The following is a 17,193-nucleotide window of genomic DNA, read 5'->3' as shown; positions in this document are numbered from 1 at the left end:
CGACCGCAGTCTCGGGTCGGACCGACCCGTTCTGGTCGGGCCGGTTCGCCACCGGCGCCCGAAGATGTCCACGCTCAGCCGCGCGGCGTCAGCAACTCCACCTCGCCCACGACGCTGATCGACGCGGTGAGCGAGTTCGCGATGAAGCACTCCCGATGTGCGACCTCGAGGAGATGCTGCACCCGCTCGGCTGTCACGGCGACTCCATCGGCGCGGGTCGCGGCCACCACCACGCGGGGCCGCAACTCGATCGCCGTGACCCGCACCGGGGGGTCGTCTTCGGGCATCGCGGCGCTGGCGTGATCGTCGTACGACGTCACGTCCAAGCGCGCTCGCGCAGCGACCGCGAGAAACGACAACAACTGACACGACGCCGCTGCCGCGAGCAGCAGTTGCTCGGGATTCAGCAGCGTCGGATCGCCGCGGAAGGCCTGATCGCTCGACAACGTGAGGACCGCTCCGGCTCGCACCTGCAGCCCGCCGAACGACACGCGGTGAGTACGGTCGTACGCGTCGTAGCCCGCCCCGGTGGAGCCGCGCCACGAGACCTGGCAGGCGTACTCGTGGGTGCTCACCCCGGCACCCTAAACCCGCCGACCCGGCACAAAAGCACGCACGAAACCCGCCGAGCGGGCACAAAAGTTCGCAAGAAACCCGCCGAGCGGGCACAAAAGCACGTCGGGAGAAACCATGCGCACACTGATCATCACCGAGTTCATCACCCTCGACGGCGTCATCGACTCTCCCGGTGGCGGCGACCACCCCCATGGCGGCTGGACCTTCCAGGACATCGAGTTCGACGAGGCCGCGTACGAGATCAAAGGCACCGAGCAGCAGGAGGCCGGTGCGCTGATGGTCGGTCGTCAGTCGTGGCAGGAGTTCCACGAGATCTGGCCGACGATGGGTGAGGTTTTCCCGCTCTATAACCAGATGCCGAAGTACGTCGTGTCGACGACTCTCGAAGAGCAGACCGTGGCCGATTCGCCGTGGCAGCCGATGACGGTGCTGCGGTCGGTCGAAGACGTCGCCAAACTCAAGGAGGGAGCTGGCGACCCGATCATCGTGCACGGCAGTGCCACGCTGGCGCAGTCGCTGGCCATGGCCGGGCTCGTGGATCGCTATCACCTGCTGGTCTTCCCGGTGATCCTCGGCAGCGGCAAGCGGCTCTTCGCCGACGATGGCGAGAAGGCCAAGCTGAAAGTCGTGGATTCGCAGACGTACGCCAACGGCATCACCAAGTTGGTGCTTGACGTGGTGCGTGACTGACGGGGGTTTCGAGACGGGCTTCGCCCTCCTCAACCACCGGGGTTGCTTCGCCCTCCTCATCCACCGGGGTTGCTTCGCCCTCCTCAACCACCGGGGCTGGATCCGACATGATGACGTCATGGCGTACGACGAGGCGCTGGCCGCCCGCATCCGTGACTTCCTTGCCGACGAGCCCGGGCTGACCGAGAAGAAGATGTTCGGCGGCATCGGGTTCATGCTCCACGGCAACATGGCGGCGGGTGCGGGCAGCAAAGGTCAGTTGATCCTGCGGTCCGACCCCAAGCGGATCGATGACTTCGTCGAGGAGCACATCCGGCCGATGGAGATGAACGGCCGGGCCATGGGCGGCTGGTTGCACGTCGACCTGGAGCGGATCGAATCCGACGAGGACTTCGCGCAGGTCGTCGGGATCGGGCGCGACTACGCACTGTCGTTGCCGCCCAAGTAGTCAGACCGGCGCAGCACGCCCCCGAATCAGCACGAACTGCGGCCGTACGCCGGGTCGGCGCGACCCGAATCCCGCCCGCGGCCGCAGTTCTTCGCAAATAGAGGGTCGGTCGTGTGCGGTCCGAGCCGGTCGAGCAGGTCGGTGTTGGAGCCGTAGTAGGTCAAGCCATAGAGCGTCAGCGCCGCCTTGCGCGCGGCCAATCCGAGGGCGAACGTCTCGTGCGTCTTGCCGTCCGCCGTGAGATAGGCCGACGTGCCGCAACCGATCATCGAACCCCATGCGACGGGTGCTTCGCCGGTGATCGACTCCATCAGTTCGAGCACTGTCTCGGCCTGCTCGCGGCGCAGCAACGACGCCTTCGACAACACCGAATCGATGCTTTCGTCGGTCGGCTCGGTCCTTCTGTCGCTGCTCGAAGGCTCGCTCATGGGCGCAACTTCAGCACCACGCGTACGGGCAGGTGGTCCGACGCGTGCGAATCGACAGCCGACGCTGAGACGGTCGCGAAGTGCGACGATGCGAAGACGTGGTCGATCTGCTCCTCAGCAGAGACCGAGTCGGAGGTCATGACCGGGCGTTGAGAGGCGAGGGCATCGACAAGCCCCGACCCGAGAATCGCCTGAAACGAGGGCGAGCCGGGTTCGAAGTTGAAATCGCCCGCCAAGATCACGCGCTCGTCGGCACCGCCCCGCTCTGCCAGCGCGGCAATCTCACGCGCCTGATCGATGGTCCCGTCCTCACGCGCCGTCGTCGGCTGCACATGCGTCGACATCAGCCACATCGGTGTGCCGTGCAGGTCGACATGCAGTGCCAGGAGACCAGCGCCGGTGACGGCGTCGTACGACGAGAGCGGCTCGCCGGTGACGCTTTCGACGGGCAGGCTGGTGAGGATCGCGTCCCCCCAGATCTGGTCTGCGGCCGGATTGAAATACAAGTTCTTGTGGGTCAGCCGAGCCAGGATCGCCAACTGATCCTGACCACCGTTGAGGAACCACCCCCGGTCGACCTCCTGGAGCATCGCGACGTCGGCATCGCCGATGACCTCCGCGACCGCGCGGGGGTCAAAACGCCCGTCCATGCCATAGCCCATCCGCAGGTTGTACGTCACCACCTCCAACTCGGGCGGCGCGAACGATGACGAGCTAATCGAGGGCAGGGCTGGCGCGGCGAGCAGGGCTAGGACGACCGCGACGCCGCCGGTTGCGGCTGCGGCGCCGAATTGATCGGGTACGACCCGGATCCGGCTGACGCTCGCCACGCCGTACGCGATCACGAGTGCCGCCGTGACGCCGACGATCAGCCAGTCCGCGCGATAGCCCAGGTCATAGCCGGCGTAATAGGCGAAGAACAGCACCACCCACAACACCGCACCGCCGAGCACGGCGCGCGCTCCGGACGTACGAGCACCCGATTCGTGCCGCAGGAGTTCGGCCAGTCCGGCAGGACCCACCAGCAGTGCGAGCTCGGACCAGTCGGTGAGCACGCCCGGGATGCCGTCGCGTCGAGCGGTGACGATCAGGCTCAGGCAAATAGCGATCAGACCCACCCCTGTCAGGCCCAGACCGACAAAGCGAGAAAGCGGCAGCGACATCAGCATCGACGCGAGCGCGCAGCCGACCACCAGCAAAGTCGGCCCGTGGTCGGGGTTGAGCGCCGAAGCGCGGCCGGCGTTGACGATCGCGATGCCCGCCACGACGCCGACGGGCAACACCGACCAGGCAAGCCGACGACTAGGTGCAGACTCGCCCACGTCCACCCGCAATCCCACGGTGTTGAGCACCAGCAGCACCCCCAGGGTGCCGATGCCGGTCACGTCGAGACGCCACACGGCGAGCCAGGTGCCGCCGACTGCAGCGGCCGTCGCCGACAGCAACCAGCCCAAGCAGATGCCCTGAGCGGTCATCGACGCCTGACGGGCGACCAGCATCGACAGCCACGCCAGCGCGGCTGCGACGCCGAGCGAGGCGACGTACAACTGCACCTGTCCGCCCGGCTGAAATTGCAGCACGATCCGGCAAAGGATGGCGATCCCCAGCGCGGCGGTGGGGAGTCGACGCGCGAGCGCGACCACGACGTACGAACTCAGCACGCACCCGAGCGCGAAGAGGCCCATCAGCTCTGCCGGAGTCTCGGCCGCCTGCCCGAAGATGGTGATCAGTGACGGCCCCCACACGGCGGCCAGATCACTGAAAAGCCACCAGGCGGCTCCGATCGCGAGCACAGGCAAGATGTCTCGGCGCATACGCAGGTTGTATCGCGGAATCGGGCGCTATGGTCGGCCATGGCCAACTTGACCGACCCCGCCCGCGCGTACGAACTCGACCGGGCCCACGTCTTCCACTCCTGGTCGGCCCAGGAACTCATCTCCCCGATGGTCGTCACGAAGGCCGAGGGGTCGTACGTCTGGGATGGCGAGGGTCGCAAGTTCCTCGACTTCAGTTCGCAGTTGGTCTTCACCAATCTCGGGCATCAGCATCCGCGCATCGTCGAGGCGATCCAGGCCCAGGCTGCGCAGTTGTGCACGATCGCGCCGCAGCACGCGAACGGCGCGCGCTCCGAGGCCGCGCGCCTGATCGCCAGTCACACCCCGGGGGATCTCGACAAGGTCTTCTTCACCAACGGCGGTGCCGACGCCAACGAACATGCGATCCGAATGGCGCGGCTGCACACCGGGCGGCAGAAGGTGTTGTCGATCTATCGGTCGTACCACGGGGGTACGCATCTGGCGATAAACGTCACCGGTGACCCGCGGCGGTGGGCCAACGATCAGGGCGACAACGGCACCGTGCACTTCTTCGGCCCGTTCCTCTACCGCAGCGCTTTCCACGCGACGACCGAGGCCGAGGAATGCCAGCGCGCGCTGGAGCACCTGGAGCAGGTGATCGCGCTGGAAGGCCCGGGCACGATCGCCGCGATCATGCTCGAATCCATCCCCGGCACGGCGGGGATCATGGTGCCGCCGCCGGGCTATTTGAGAGGCGTACGCGAACTGTGCGACCGCCACGACATCGTCTACATCGCCGACGAGGTGATGACCGGCTTCGGGCGTACGGGCAAGTGGTTCGGCGTCGAGCTCGACGACGTGGTCCCCGACCTGCTGACATTCGCCAAGGGCGTGAACTCGGGCTATGTGCCGCTCGGCGGTGTGGCGATCAGCGACAAGATCTTCCGTACGTTCGCCGAGCGCGTCTATCCCGGCGGACTGACCTATTCCGGCCACCCGCTGGCCTGTGCAGCGGCGGTCGGCGCGATCACTGCGATGGAGGATGAGGGGGCCGTCGAGGCGGCTGCTTTGCTGGGAACGGATGTGATCGGCCCGGCCCTGCGCGACCTGGCCGACAAGCACGACCGCATCGGGGAGGTACGCGGGGTCGGTGCCTTCTGGGCGATCGAGTTCGTCGCCGACCGCGAGACCCGCGAGCCGCTGGCGCCGTACGGCGGGACGAGCCCGGAGATGAACGCGATCGTCGGCGCACTCAAGGAGCGCGGCGTGCTGCCGTTCGTGAACTTCAACCGGATCCATGTCGTGCCCGCGCTCAACATCGACCACGAACTGGCCCGCGAGGGGATCGCCGCGATCGATGAGGCGCTGACCGCGACCGGTTGACCGTTTGAGGAGCGCCGAAGGCGCGTTGGTTCCCGAGGAGCCGACGAAGTCGGCGTCTCGAAGGGCTCGAACCCACGCCACGCCTTGCGGTCCTTGCAGGTGCCACTGGGTGACACCGCTAGGCACCGCAACGGGCGTGAGGTTCAGTCACGGTGCCGATCCGCGACTCCGATCGAAACCACAGGGACTGCGGGATCAGGCGAGTCGTTAGCCCATCGCCAGCTTGAGCGCGATCAGCAGCATCACGATCCCGATCAGTACGTCGAGCACCTGCCAGGCCCGAGGGCGCGCCAACACCGGGGCGAGCAGCCGGGCGCCGAAGCCCAACCCGGAAAACCACAGGATCGACCCCAGGCACGCACCGGCGGCGAACCACCAGCGCCCCGGCGAGCCGTGGGTGTTGGCGACGGACCCCAGCAACAGCACCGTGTCGAGATAGACGTGCGGGTTGAGCCAGGTCAACGCGAGCGCTTTGAGTGCGACGGAGCGCCGGGCGTCCACTACCTCGCCGGAGGCTGACAGTGCGTCGGCGCGACGTGCCCGCCACAGCGACGACAGGCCGTACCACGTCAGGAAGGCAACGCCGAGCCAGCGTACGACTTCGATCGCCGTCGGCGCTCGGTCGACGATCGTGCCGATGCCCGACACGCCGGCGACGATCAGCACGACGTCCGACACAGCGCAGATCGCCACCACGAGGCCGACGTGCGAACGCCGGATGCCTTGGCGCAGGACGTACGCATTCTGGGCGCCGATCGCCACGATCAGCGCGAGCCCGGTGAGCAGGCCGGGGATCAAGTCGTTCACACGACGAATCTAAGGACGACGACCAGTTCATGCCAGCGAATGTTTCTTCAGGAACATTAGAAGTGCTTCACTGACTCCATGGAACTGAACCCAGGCCAACTCGCTGCGTTGGTGGCGATCGCGGACGAGGGTTCTTTCGAGGCCGCCGCACGTCGGCTGCAATTGACGCCGAGCGCGGTCAGTCAACGGATTCGAGCGCTGGAAACGGCGGCCGGGCGAGTGTTGGTCAGTCGTACGCAGCCTTGCGAAGCTCACCGAGCCCGGGGCCGAGTTGGCCAAACTGGGCCGTCAGACGGCGCTTTTGCTTACCGAGGCCGAAGCGGCGCTCGGGGAGTACGCAGCCGCCGAACTTGCGGTGACCGTCAACGCCGACTCGCTGGCTACCTGGCTTCGACCTGCCCTCGTTGACATCGCAGACTGGGACGCGCCAGTCGCCCTTCGACTCACGATCGAGGATCAAGAGCACTCGCAGGAACTGCTGCGCGCCGGGCGGGTGCTTGCCGCGGTGACCAGCGACCCGACCGCCGTACAGGGGTGCTCGGTCGAACTGTTGGGCACGCTGCGCTATCTGCCGGTCGCCACGCGCGACTTCGCGGATCGGTGGCGCCGCGGCAATCGGCTGGACTGGGCGCGGATGCCGGTCGTGGTCTTCAATGCCAAGGACCGCCTGCAACATCAGCAGTTGACCGCGCGTGGGATCGAGCGGCCCGCGGTCGTACACCAGGTGCCGTCGTCGAGCGACTTCTGCGCTGCGGTAGAGGCGGGCCTGGGTTGGGCGATGCTGCCGGAGCCCCAGATAGCCGATGCTCTGGCCCGCGGAGAGGTGGTCAGGTTGGGCCGAGACCGCCTGGACGTGCCGTTGTACTGGCAGCGCTGGCGCCTGGACTCACCCCTGCTCGACCGACTCACCGAAGTCGTACGTGCCGCTGCTCTGGCAGGCTTGCGGCCGTGAGAGTGGCACTCGTACTGGGTGCGGGCGGGGCCCGCGGGTATGCCCACCTCGGCGTACTCGAAGTGCTGCGAGAGCGCGGCCACGAGGTCGTCGCCATCGCAGGTACGTCGATGGGTGCTCTCGTGGGTGGGCTCGCGGCGGCGGGCCAGGACGAGGAGTTCGCGGCGTACGCCCGCACGCTGACCCAGCGTGGCGTGTTGCGCTTGATGGACCCTTCGATCTCCGGACCCGGCGCGGTGCGCGGCAACAAGATCATCGAGAAGATCGAGGGATTCCTTGGTGACACCCACATCGAGGAACTGTCGATCCCGTTCACTGCGGTGGCGGCGGATCTGACCAATCAGCGCGAGGTGTGGTTCCAGCGCGGCCCGCTGATGGCGGCGATCCGGGCCTCGATCGCGATTCCGGGGGCGCTGACCCCGGTCGAGATGGGTGGGCGCTTCCTCGTCGACGGTGGCATCTTGAACCCGCTGCCGGTCGGCCCGATCCTCGGCGTCGATGCTGATCTGACCGTGGCGGTCGACCTCTCGGCCGCCGACCGCGGCCGGATCGGCGGGTCGCCGGTGCACGAGGAGGCTTCGGTCAGTGGAGACCAGCGCACCTGGCTGCGCCGGATCGGGTTCTCGGCTACCGACGCCGAACCCGAGTCAGCAGAAATCCCCGCCGAGTCAGCAGAAATCCCCGCCGAGTCAGCAGAAGTCGCCAAGGGGTCGCGCCGGTCAGCCCGATCGCGGATCCCCGTACGCAGCCGTAGGAAGAAACCCAAGAAGCCCGACTTGCGCGCGATGGATGTGATGCTCGGGTCGTTCGAGACGATGCAGGCGGCCATCTCGCGCTATCACGTGGCGACCAATCCGCCGGACGTGATGGTGTCGATCCCGCTGGCTGCCGCTCGTACGCTCGAATTCCACCGCGCCAACGAACTGATCGAGCTCGGCCGGTCGAAAGCCACCGAGGCTCTCGACCACGCCGGACACTGACCCCCAATCCTGGGAAGAACTGCGGCCAGGGTGTCGATCTGGCGCGCAGGCGTGCCCCCTACGGCCGCAGTTCTTCGGTCCAAATGACTCAGCCCGTCGCCGCCACCGTCGCGCGCGCGGTCACGTCATCAAGGATCGCGACGAGGTCGCCGACCTGGCCGGGGAAGAAGAACTCCGGGCCGGTCGGTGCGTTGTCGGTGTACGGCGACTCAAACAACCGCGCCGGCTCCATCGCGCCGTTCGCCGTGAGCTCGTCGATGACCATGTCGATGAAGCGAATCTGCTGCACGGAGAAGCGGCTTTCATCGAGGTAGCCGGCGAACGCCTCTTGCGCGGCCACTCGATCCAACCCGACGAGCGAGCGGATGAAGACACCGAGGCCGCCATCGTGGCCAGCGGCCCGAGCGAGGTGACCACGGTCTGCGCCGGCCTCGATCAGCATCTGCTCCAGTGCGGCCAGGTCCTCACCGGTGAGCTGCCGGTTGCGCCGCAGCCGCTGAAGCGCGATGTGCTCCTCGTGCTCGCGCAGATAGGCCTGCGCCTTGGCCCGAAACCGCTCGAAGTCCACGGCCGGCGTGATCCCGGGCAGCGAGACCTCGCTGGACTGGCCGAGTTCATCAACGAAGTCGGTGTAGACCGGGTTCCGCCGCGACTTCTCCACGAACCGCACCAGCGCGCGAATCCGCACGCGCACCAGCTCCAGCATCGGGAGCGTGACGTCGATCCACCACTCCTCGCTGGCGATCGATTCGAGCAACACTGCCTGCTCGGCCACCGACGGGATTGTGGTCTTGGCGAGCAACGCTGAGGCGATGGCTTGGATCGTCTCGCGCAACCTCTCGGCGGTCACGGCGTCGCCATCAAGCTGCGCGACCTGACGCCGCAGCACTAACAGGTCGAAGCGCTTCGCGTCCTCGTCGTTGTCCTGCTCGGTGGTGGGCAGGCCGCCGAGCACGAGCGCGGCCTCGGCGTCCTCGGGCGTCAACCGCTCCCACGTCGACGCCTCCGACAGCCGCTCCACCGCCCGCCGATGTGGACGTACGAGCACGTTGTCGAGCGTCATCCCGGACACGAACGCGTGCAGGATCTTGGCCGTCGAGGCGCGCAGGTCGGCGTGCTCTCCCGACGCGTCGAGGGCGGTCACGAGCCCGAGCCTTGATTCGAAGATCCGCTGCGTGAGCGACTTCTGGACCGAGCCTTCACTGCCGGGCAGGTCCTGGCTGAAGTACTCCAGGTTGCCGCAGAAGTCGAGGACGAAGAAATCTTCCTTGTCTTGGCCGGGGCCGTATAGGTCGGGGCAAAGCCGCGTGCCGCGCCCGATCATCTGCCAGAACTTCGACTTCGAGCGCACCGTCTTCAAGAACACCAGGTTGACGACCTCGGGCACGTCGATGCCGGTGTCGAGCATGTCCACGCTGATCGCGATGTGGGGCGCCTTGTCCCTGATCGAGAAGTCGTCGATCAGCGATTGGGCGTACGGCGTCGCGTGCGTGATCACCCGCGCGTGCTGCCCGGCCAGATGTGGCCAGCCCACGTCGAAGCGCCGGCCGATGAACTCCGCGTGGGCCTGGTTCTTGGCGAAGATGATGGTCTTGCCGAGCCGGTCACCGCCCGCGACCTTGCGCCCGTCGGACATCAGCTTGGCGAGCACCTTGTCGGTGGTGTCCTCGTTGAAGAGGAAGCGGTCCAACTCCCCGGATCCCACCTCACTCGGCGGGCCGTCGTCTCCCCACTCCAGCGCATCCCACTCGTCGCGCTCGTCATCGCTGAGGTCGGCGTATCGGATTCCTTCGCGCATGAAGAAGGTGTCGACCTTCACCCCTCGCGGCGGCACGAGGTAGCCGTCAGAGACGGCCTCCTCCAAGGAGTACGCATCGGTCGGGACGCCGTCTTCGAGGTGGAACAGGCGGTACGTGTTGTGGTCGACCTCGTCCTTCGGCGTCGCGGTGAGACCGACGAGCATCGCGTCGAAGTAGTCGAAGATGAAGCCGTACTTCGCATACACCGACCGGTGCGCCTCGTCGATCACGATCAGGTCGAAGTACCCCGGCCCGAAGCGGCGCAGACCCTTGTCGTCGACGTCGTTGAGCAGGTTCAACATCGTGGGGTACGTCGACACGTAGACGCGTCCGTCGACGTCCTTGTCCGTGATCAGGTTGACCGTCGTGGCATCGGGCAGGTGCTGCTTGAAGGCGTTGGCGGCCTGGTTGACCAGCGCCTTGCGATCGGCGAGGAAGAGCACGCGCTTGACCCAGTTGGTCTTCATCAACTGGTCGATCATCGCGATGACGGTGCGGGTCTTGCCGGAGCCGGTGGCCATCACGAGGAGGGCCTCGCGCTGCTTGCGGTCGAAGGCGTCGCCAACGGCCCGGATCGCTCGGTGCTGATAGGGACGCTCGACGATGTCCACATCGATCGGCTGACCAGCCAGCGGGAGGCGCGTGTGGCGGCGCTGGATCATCAGCTCCAGCTCGTCGCGCGTATAGAAGCTGTGCACCTGGCGCGGCGGATATCCGGATACGTCATCCCAGATCCAGTGCTCGTATCCGTTGGTCCAGAACATCACCGGCCGTCGGCCGAACTCGCGCTCCAGCGCGTCGGCGTACAACGTGGCTTGTTGTTGGCCGATGGCAGCGCTCTTCTTCGCGCGCTTGGCCTCGACCACCGCGAGCGGGAGGCCGTCGGCGCCCCACAGCACGTAGTCGGCATACCCGACCTTCTCGGTGGTTGAGCCTGTCGAAACCCCCATGCTCGCGACTCTGTATTCACGTTCGAGCCGCACCCCGGAGCCTGTCGAAACCCAGCCCGCCTGCCCGAGCAGCACGTCGATGAAGACGTCGCGGGTGGTGGCCTCGTCGTAGTCGTGGTCGTCGGGCTTGGTGTTGGCGGCTTGGGCTGCCTTGATCTCCTCGCGCAGCCGGGCGATCTCGGCTTCGTGGGCGGCGAGGAGTTCATCCTTCTCGCTCAGCGCGGCGGCGTGCGCTTCGTCCTGCTTCTTGAAGGTGTCCGCGAGCTTCTGCACTTCCGCGCGCGAGAGGGGCGCCATTTTGCTGGCGAGCGTGGGGTCGAACTGCGCTCCCGTGGGCACGGCGCCGGGTTGGGGCGAGTGATGGAAGGCGGCCCACGTCATCACGTGGTGGAGTTCGCGTATGGCGTTGACCGCCGACTGCGGCTGGATCGGCGCCTGCGCGTGCACGGCGCTGTTGCCGAGGTGGCGGATCAGGTTGAGCTTGGCGTTGACGCCGAGGCCGGTCGCGGTCTTGAACGCGGGCGCGTTGATGCGGGCACTGAGGTCATCCTTGTACGGCGCAGGCAGCGCGAGTACGTCGTACAGATGACCCACGAGCAACTCAGCCGCACGCCGCGCGTAGATGCAGGAGGTGCGCGGGTCGGTGGTGAGGTAGGCCTCCGCGCGGGCGCAGTCGGCGTGGACCGCCGGCAGCGTCTGCTTAACGAAGGCGAAATTGCTCACGATGAGAGCCCGGGGATCACGGTGTCGTTGAGGTAGGCGCGCAGAGCTGGCACGTCACCGGTCAAAGTGCGCCAGACGCGGCGCGGGTCGAGGTCGTCGTACTGATGTGCCGCGAAGTTGCGCATCGCGATGATCTGACGCCAGGGCTGATCGGGGAAGTCGGTCAACACGTCGGCGGGGATGCGGTTGATCGCTTCGCCGATCCGGATGAGGCCCATCTCGACAGCCCATTGGGTGCGTACGTCGGTAACAAAGGCGTCGATGTCACTTCCGCGGACAATCTCGGCCAGCACGTCACACACGGAGACCACGCGGCCGGCCACGTCGATTGCCTTGGAGTGGGAGTCGTTCACACGGGCACCGCTTCGCCCAGGATGCGCTCGCGGAGTTCGCCCCGGAGCCCGTCGTCGGCGACCACATCGACCTCGACCTGGAGCAGGTCACGCAGAGCCAGCCGCAGCCCGACCTCGTCGAGGAGAGTGGCTTCGTCGGTGAACTCCACCAGCAGGTCGACGTCCGATCCTGGCTCGTCATCGCCGCGTGCAACCGAGCCGAACAGGCGCGGGTGGAGTGCGTGATGATCGGCTACCAGGGCACGGATGCTGTCGCGATGCTCCGCGACGCGCAGGGACGGACGGCCCTGCAAGACACGCACGATGCGCTGCATCACCTCGGGGCTCGGGCTGCGCCGGCCGTTCTCGTACGCCGAAAGATTGGGCTGCGGCACCCGCGCGGCGCGGGCGAGTTGCGACTGGCTGAGCCCAGCCGCGAGCCGCTCCGCACGAATGTCCATGCACGCCACCTTATCGGGGTGTTATCGCGGGCGATATAACTGCGGTCCATCCCTGTCGGTTCCGCCCAATCCAAACCGTCGGTGGTCACCTCTAGCTTGTTCATATGACCTCCTCCTTCGACTCCCTCGACGCCGCGGCCACGCTCGCCGCAGCGTCGGATGCGGTGGCGCGGAGGCGGTTGGTTGACGTCGATGAGCTGGAAGCCATGGCTCAATGGGCGGCGCGCACGCGATCGCCGACGTGCTCGACCTGCGGCATCGGCTGCCGCGCGTGTGGGCGCGGTGCAAAGCCGGCGAGGCCGAGGTCTGGATTGCGCGCCGGGTGGCCAAGCTGTCGCGAGACCTGGCAGGTGTGGTACTGCCTGCGGTACCATGCCAATGACATCCGTAAGCAAGATCGTGAGGGCTCTGAGGAGCAACCCCCACAACGTCGCCTTCAACGATCTTCACAAAGTCTGCGAGCACTACTTCGGGAAGCCCCGGCAGGCAGGGACTTCCCACGCGGTGTTCAAGATGCCCTGGCCCGGCGATCCCCGAGTCAACATTCAGAACGACAAAGGCAAGGCGAAGGCGTACCAGGTTCGTCAGGTGCTCGCGGCTATCGACAAGAAGGAGGCTATGTGATGGACACGCTGGACCGCCCACAGGTGAACGTGGCCCACTACACCTACCGGGTGACTTGGTCTGCTGAAGACAGCGAGTACGTCGCCACCTGCCTTGAGTTCCCTTCGTTGTCCTGGCTCGCGGGATCTCGCGCCGCGGCGATCGATGGGCTGGAACAGCTCCTCGCTGACGTAGTTGCGGACATGGCCAGCACCGGCGAGGCCATCCCCGAACCACTCTCGGAGCGGAAGTTCTCGGGGACCTTCAACGTGCGTATCGGCGAACGACTTCATCGCAACCTGGTGATGCACGCCGCCGAGGAGCGGATGAGCCTGAACCAGTACGTCGTGCGGAAGCTCGCCTCGACCTGATACCCGCCCAGCCAGAAGCGCGGCCGCGTCTCTACTCGAAGAAATCTTCGTCGATCTCGACGATGTGGAGGGTGCGCTTCACCTGTACGCCGACGCCGTACTTGATCATGAGCGCGGCCATGCGCGGGCCGTCGAGGAGCACGTCGCGGGTGGGGACGTTGTTGGCGTAGTCGCGCGCGCCAGAGCTGAAACGGCCGGTGGTGATGAAGACGCCTTGGTTGGCCTGGCTGTCAGCCATGGCACCGACGAAGGCCTGGATGTCGGGCCGGCCGATCGGCGTGGTCGGGGCGTAGCGCTTGGCCTGAACGTGCACCCGGCTCAGACCCAGGGCGTCCTGGTCGATCACACCGTCGATGCCGCCGTCGTTGGAGAGTTGAGTACGAGTCGCGGTGCCGTCCGCGCCGCCGTAGCTCACGCCATCAGCAGGTCGAGGACCGCTTGCTCGAAGAAGGCCGGCTCCTGGGCATGGAGGCGGTCGAGCAACTGAGCAGACACGTCCTCATTGATACGCGCGACGGACCTCCCCGTCTACAAGGGCCTGCAGCGAAGGGGCCATGTACTGGTCCCAGGTTGGAACTGTGCTCATCAGAGTTCTCCTCGGAAGGCGCGGGACTGGAGGGACGCGAAGAGGGCGTCTTCGCGGGAACTCACAAGGCGCATTGCAAGCTGTTGGGTGCGGACGGCTTCGGCCTCGTTGGCGAACGCGCGCTGATCAGCAATCGGGGGAACGACCACGGCGAACCTCTTGATGTCCGCAAGGTTCACGGTGGGCTGAGCCACGCCTCGGGCAGCGCGGACCGCCTGTCGCCGCACCAGTGGGGACTTCAGTTGGGCGCCAAGAAAGGTTGAGTCCACCTTGGCGCGATCCGGTTTGATGTGTGCGATATGACGTTGAAACGCGAAGGGCTCGTCTGAACGAACTAGCGCAGGAATGCCGAAACTCCCGACCGTGGAGTACAGCAGGTCTCCGACCTCAATAGGGGTTCGCCGCGTCAGTTCTGACCATGTGTCAAAACTGATGAACCTCTGAGTGGTCGTTTCGATCTCGCCCCTCGTGATGTTGCTCACGAAGAGGAATGGGACACCTTCGTCGGCCCACATTGGTGATTGATGAGTTCCATCGGTGACCTTGGTGCACACCGCCTGAAGCTCCACCTTCGGATCCATGTGCCCAAATCGTTTCTGGAAGATCGACTGGGTCAGGGAGTCGAGGTGGGCGAGGACTTGGCGGCGCTTGGCTCGGAGGGCGTCGGCGTGGTCAAGGATCGCGGCGATCCGGTGCTGCTCATCCAGTGGCGGAAGCTGGATCAACATCTCGCCTATATCGGTCTTGTTCACCTGGAGGAAGGTGGCTCCGCGACCTTTCGAAGCCAGTTCCCGCTCATACCGAGTGAGCCAGTGCCACAAGTAGCCGTCGTCCAGCTCCGATCCGGGTCGCAAGCCCGCGACGCCCCGGCCGAGGCAGTACTCGCCATCCGCCCGAACCTTTGCGCCGATCGATGCGCGGATGCTGAGGACGATGTCGCCAGCCGCTGACACCCTCGTGGGCTTGGTGGTGAACTTGCTCGGGGCTAAGGCCGCCCCTTTGAAATCCCCGGCTCCTGCGATCAGGGGCAGGCCCTCGCCGCGATCGTTGTACGAGTCGCCACTGGGTGCCTGCCCCATCGTGATCGCGCAGGCGTCCGCCAGCGGCACCATCTTCACGACAGCATCGCCTTCAACTCAGCGAGCCCATCGGAGATCTCAGCCTCCAGCTTCTCGATGTCCGCGATGATCTCGAGCGGAGCGCGGTGCTCGACCTCGTCGTACTCGATCTCCTTGTATCTGTTGAGCGACAGGTCGTACCCCTGCGCGACGATGTCGGTCTTCGGCACGAGGAACGACTGCTCGGTGCGCGCGCGGGTGGTCTCCGACCACGTGGTTTCGCCAGGCTCAACCGACGTGGGGCGGCTTGACCAGCGCGCGAGCACGTCGGGCAGGTCGTTCGCCTCCACCGGGTTGCGCTTGTCGTCGAGGGAGTACCCGTCGGCGCGTACGTCGTAGAACCACACGTCCTCGGTGCCGCCGGAGTCAGTGCGGGTGAAGAACAAGATGGCAGTCGACACCCCGGCGTACGGCCGGAACACACCCGAGGGCAGCTTCACGACGGCGTCGAGCTTCTGCTCCTCGACCAGAGCCTTGCGCAACGCCTTGTGCGCGTTCGACGAACCGAACAACACGCCGTCGGGCACGATCACCGCCGCCCGCCCACCGGGCTTGAGCAGCTTCAAGAACAATGCCAAGAACAGCAGCTCGGTCTTCTTCGTCTTTACGATCCGCTGCAGATCCTTCGACGTCGCCTCATAGTCCAGCGACCCCGCGAACGGCGGGTTGGCCAGGATCAGCGTGAAGCGTTCCGCCTCCCCGCTCGCGCCCTCTGACAGCGAATCGCGATAGCGGATGTCGGCCGACTCGACCCCGTGCAGAAGCATGTTCATCGAGCCGATGCGCAGCATCGTGGAGTCGAAGTCATACCCATGGAACATCGACGAGTGAAAGTGCTGGCGCTGCCGCGCATCCGTCAGCGCAGACGGGTGCTGCTCGCGCACGTACTCACTCGCCGCGACCAGGAAGCCCGCCGTGCCGCATGCCGGATCGCAAATCTCGTCATCAGGCTTCGCCGCCGTCATCGCCACCATCAACTCGATGATGTGCCGCGGCGTGCGGAACTGCCCGTTGGTGCCGGATGTGGCGAGCTTGCCGAGCATGTACTCGTACAGATCACCGTTCGTGTCGCGGTTCGCCATCGGGATGTCGTCGAGCAGGTCGACCACCTTCGACAACAACGCGGGGGTCGGGATCGTGAACCGCGCATCGCGCATGTGATCGGAGTACGTCGTGTCGTCTCCGCCGCGCTGACCAAGCTGCTGGAGGTACGGGAACACCTCGGTGCTGACGACCTTGAACATCACCGCCGGGTCATCGTTCTTGAACCGGCTCCACCGCAGGTGCTCCTGGCCGGGCAGGAACAGCGGGTTCTCGATCGGCTTGCGGATCGTGTTCGCTTTGTTTTCTGCGAGCGTGTGCAGTTCGTCGAGACGACGGATGAACAGCAGGTAAGTGATCTGCTCGATCACCTCGACCGGGTTGCTGATGCCGCCCGACCAGAACGAGTCCCAGACGCGATCGATCTTGCTCTTCAGCTCACCCGTGATCACCGGCTCACCGTATCCGTCGGGACGGACGTTCTGGCGCTCGCGCGCACCTGAAAGAACTGCGGCCGTACGACCAGGGTCCGTCGCGCGGAGGCCCGCGACGGCCGCAGTTCCTTCGGTCGGCGGGGCCTCAGGACTTGGCGCTCGAGGAGGTGTCGTCCGGCTGGCCATCACCGTCGAAGTCCGGCGAGGTGCCGATATCGCCCGGCTGACCCGCGCCGGGCTGGCCACCGGGAGGCATCCCAGGTCCGCCAGCCCTCTCCGACACGGTCTTCAGGTCCGCACTGACCTCCAACATCACCTGCTTGTCGTCCTTGGTCGCGCGCACGTCGTACGACCCGTCGGGATCGGTGACTGCCTCGCTCACGGTGATCGAGTCGTCGTACTTCTTCACGGCCGCCTTGATCTTCTGCAACGTCGCGTCGTCAACGGGGGTGTGCTCGTGCCGACCCATCCCCGGCTCGCCCATCTCGGGACCTCCCCGCATCTGCCCGTGCTGGGGCCGGCCCCATGGGGCGGCGGCGCCGTCGTCGTCGGTCGCGTTGGCAAGAGCCATCCCGCCTAGCATCGCGACCGCGAGGGCCGCCGTCGCACCGATGCCGAGGCCGATGATCTTGTTCCTGTTCATCTTTTCTCCTGTGGTCACAGGCGGCGTACCTCGCCGCCCGGCTGACTCCACTTTCGACGCGGGGCCTGTCGA

The 17,193-nt window shown here is 66.2% G+C and carries 19 protein-coding genes; 8 read left to right on the top strand and 11 right to left on the bottom strand.

Annotated features, from left to right (window positions below; genetic code table 11):
• Positions 1–74: 74 nt before the first annotated feature.
• Complete coding sequence (locus V9G04_17470) at positions 75–575, bottom strand: OsmC family protein (GenBank protein MEI2715026.1); 501 nt, start codon at positions 573–575, stop codon at positions 75–77.
• Positions 576–690: 115 nt separating this feature from the next.
• Here V9G04_17470 and V9G04_17465 point away from each other — a divergent pair, with 115 nt between their 5' ends.
• Both V9G04_17465 and V9G04_17460 read left to right on the top strand, forming a co-directional pair.
• Positions 691–1,266 (top strand): dihydrofolate reductase family protein, encoded by a 576-nt coding sequence (locus tag V9G04_17465; GenBank protein MEI2715025.1) that lies wholly within the window; start codon positions 691–693, stop codon positions 1,264–1,266.
• A complete protein-coding gene (locus tag V9G04_17460) occupies positions 1,259–1,714 on the top strand; it encodes a TfoX/Sxy family protein (protein ID MEI2715024.1) in 456 nt (151 codons plus the stop codon). The genes V9G04_17465 and V9G04_17460 overlap by 8 nt, the downstream gene beginning before the upstream one ends.
• A gap of 26 nt (positions 1,715–1,740) precedes the next feature.
• On the opposite strand, the gene V9G04_17455 is transcribed toward V9G04_17460, so the two are convergent.
• Positions 1,741–2,142 carry a hypothetical protein gene (locus V9G04_17455; protein ID MEI2715023.1) on the bottom strand — a complete coding sequence of 134 codons (402 nt, stop codon included), beginning with the start codon at positions 2,140–2,142 and terminating at the stop codon, positions 1,741–1,743.
• Positions 2,139–3,956, bottom strand: a complete 1,818-nt coding sequence (locus V9G04_17450) for an endonuclease/exonuclease/phosphatase family protein (GenBank protein ID MEI2715022.1) — start codon at positions 3,954–3,956, stop codon at positions 2,139–2,141. Before V9G04_17450 ends, V9G04_17455 begins: the two co-directional genes overlap by 4 nt.
• A gap of 39 nt (positions 3,957–3,995) precedes the next feature.
• Between V9G04_17450 and V9G04_17445 the strand changes: the two genes are divergently transcribed.
• Positions 3,996–5,321 (top strand): aspartate aminotransferase family protein, encoded by a 1,326-nt coding sequence (locus V9G04_17445; protein ID MEI2715021.1) that lies wholly within the window; start codon positions 3,996–3,998, stop codon positions 5,319–5,321.
• A 207-nt stretch (positions 5,322–5,528) separates the two neighbouring features.
• Here the strand turns inward: V9G04_17445 and V9G04_17440 are convergent, their stop codons facing one another.
• Positions 5,529–6,128 (bottom strand): LysE/ArgO family amino acid transporter, encoded by a 600-nt coding sequence (locus V9G04_17440; protein ID MEI2715020.1) that lies wholly within the window; start codon positions 6,126–6,128, stop codon positions 5,529–5,531.
• A gap of 78 nt (positions 6,129–6,206) precedes the next feature.
• Between V9G04_17440 and V9G04_17435 the strand changes: the two genes are divergently transcribed.
• The 3 genes from V9G04_17435 to V9G04_17425 are packed head-to-tail and all read left to right on the top strand — an operon-like array spanning position 6,207 to position 8,060.
• Complete coding sequence (locus V9G04_17435; GenBank protein MEI2715019.1) at positions 6,207–6,536, top strand: LysR family transcriptional regulator; 330 nt, start codon at positions 6,207–6,209, stop codon at positions 6,534–6,536.
• Positions 6,430–7,080, top strand: a complete 651-nt coding sequence (locus V9G04_17430) for an ArgP/LysG family DNA-binding transcriptional regulator (GenBank protein MEI2715018.1) — start codon at positions 6,430–6,432, stop codon at positions 7,078–7,080. The genes V9G04_17435 and V9G04_17430 overlap by 107 nt, the downstream gene beginning before the upstream one ends.
• The gene (locus V9G04_17425) at positions 7,077–8,060 is read left to right on the top strand and encodes a patatin-like phospholipase family protein (protein ID MEI2715017.1); all 984 of its coding nucleotides are present in this window, start codon (positions 7,077–7,079) and stop codon (positions 8,058–8,060) included. The genes V9G04_17430 and V9G04_17425 overlap by 4 nt, the downstream gene beginning before the upstream one ends.
• Positions 8,061–8,148: 88 nt before the next feature.
• Here V9G04_17425 and V9G04_17420 read toward each other — a convergent pair whose 3' ends face one another.
• From V9G04_17420 to V9G04_17410, 3 genes are read right to left on the bottom strand one after another with little or no spacing between them, the layout of a single operon-like run.
• A complete protein-coding gene (locus V9G04_17420) occupies positions 8,149–11,532 on the bottom strand; it encodes a DEAD/DEAH box helicase family protein (GenBank protein MEI2715016.1) in 3,384 nt (1,127 codons plus the stop codon).
• Positions 11,529–11,885, bottom strand: a complete 357-nt coding sequence (locus V9G04_17415; GenBank protein MEI2715015.1) for a DUF86 domain-containing protein — start codon at positions 11,883–11,885, stop codon at positions 11,529–11,531. Before V9G04_17415 ends, V9G04_17420 begins: the two co-directional genes overlap by 4 nt.
• Positions 11,882–12,325, bottom strand: coding sequence for a helix-turn-helix domain-containing protein (locus V9G04_17410; GenBank protein MEI2715014.1), 444 nt, complete (start codon positions 12,323–12,325; stop codon positions 11,882–11,884). The genes V9G04_17415 and V9G04_17410 overlap by 4 nt, the downstream gene beginning before the upstream one ends.
• Positions 12,326–12,703: 378 nt before the next feature.
• Here V9G04_17410 and V9G04_17405 point away from each other — a divergent pair, with 378 nt between their 5' ends.
• Complete coding sequence (locus tag V9G04_17405; protein MEI2715013.1) at positions 12,704–12,949, top strand: toxin HicA; 246 nt, start codon at positions 12,704–12,706, stop codon at positions 12,947–12,949.
• Entirely contained in the window at positions 12,949–13,299 is a 351-nt protein-coding gene (locus V9G04_17400; protein MEI2715012.1) for a toxin-antitoxin system HicB family antitoxin, read from the top strand. The genes V9G04_17405 and V9G04_17400 overlap by 1 nt, the downstream gene beginning before the upstream one ends.
• A 31-nt stretch (positions 13,300–13,330) precedes the next feature.
• On the opposite strand, the gene V9G04_17395 is transcribed toward V9G04_17400, so the two are convergent.
• The 4 genes from V9G04_17395 to V9G04_17380 all read right to left on the bottom strand — a co-directional run bounded on the left by V9G04_17395 (position 13,331) and on the right by V9G04_17380 (position 17,121).
• Positions 13,331–13,714: a restriction endonuclease gene (locus tag V9G04_17395; GenBank protein MEI2715011.1), complete on the bottom strand. Its 384-nt coding sequence runs from the start codon at positions 13,712–13,714 to the stop codon at positions 13,331–13,333.
• 170 nt (positions 13,715–13,884) lie between these two features.
• A complete protein-coding gene (locus tag V9G04_17390) occupies positions 13,885–14,997 on the bottom strand; it encodes a restriction endonuclease subunit S (GenBank protein MEI2715010.1) in 1,113 nt (370 codons plus the stop codon).
• 2 nt (positions 14,998–14,999) lie between these two features.
• On the bottom strand, positions 15,000–16,496 hold the full coding sequence (locus V9G04_17385) for a class I SAM-dependent DNA methyltransferase (protein MEI2715009.1): 1,497 nt from the start codon (positions 16,494–16,496) through the stop codon (positions 15,000–15,002).
• Positions 16,497–16,623: 127 nt separating this feature from the next.
• The gene (locus V9G04_17380; protein MEI2715008.1) at positions 16,624–17,121 is read right to left on the bottom strand and encodes a hypothetical protein; all 498 of its coding nucleotides are present in this window, start codon (positions 17,119–17,121) and stop codon (positions 16,624–16,626) included.
• Positions 17,122–17,193 lie beyond the last annotated feature (72 nt).

Origin of the sequence: Nocardioides sp. (assembly GCA_037045645.1) — a bacterium.
Lineage (GTDB): Bacteria > Actinomycetota > Actinomycetes > Propionibacteriales > Nocardioidaceae > Nocardioides.
This window is presented reverse-complemented; position numbering and strand designations above follow the sequence as displayed.

Bases quoted from the DNA above. Each gene is read 5' to 3' on its own strand.
- V9G04_17410 (MEI2715014.1), bottom strand. From the start codon at position 12,325: ATGGACATTCGTGCGGAGCGGCTCGCGGCTGGGCTCAGCCAGTCGCAA.
- V9G04_17450 (MEI2715022.1), bottom strand. From the start codon at position 3,956: ATGCGCCGAGACATCTTGCCTGTGCTCGCGATCGGAGCCGCCTGGTGG.
- V9G04_17390 (MEI2715010.1), bottom strand. From the start codon at position 14,997: ATGGTGCCGCTGGCGGACGCCTGCGCGATCACGATGGGGCAGGCACCC.
- V9G04_17455 (MEI2715023.1), bottom strand. From the start codon at position 2,142: ATGAGCGAGCCTTCGAGCAGCGACAGAAGGACCGAGCCGACCGACGAA.
- V9G04_17400 (MEI2715012.1), top strand. From the start codon at position 12,949: ATGGACACGCTGGACCGCCCACAGGTGAACGTGGCCCACTACACCTAC.
- V9G04_17405 (MEI2715013.1), top strand. From the start codon at position 12,704: ATGACATCCGTAAGCAAGATCGTGAGGGCTCTGAGGAGCAACCCCCAC.
- V9G04_17380 (MEI2715008.1), bottom strand. From the start codon at position 17,121: ATGAACAGGAACAAGATCATCGGCCTCGGCATCGGTGCGACGGCGGCC.
- V9G04_17435 (MEI2715019.1), top strand. From the start codon at position 6,207: ATGGAACTGAACCCAGGCCAACTCGCTGCGTTGGTGGCGATCGCGGAC.
- V9G04_17465 (MEI2715025.1), top strand. From the start codon at position 691: ATGCGCACACTGATCATCACCGAGTTCATCACCCTCGACGGCGTCATC.
- V9G04_17445 (MEI2715021.1), top strand. From the start codon at position 3,996: ATGGCCAACTTGACCGACCCCGCCCGCGCGTACGAACTCGACCGGGCC.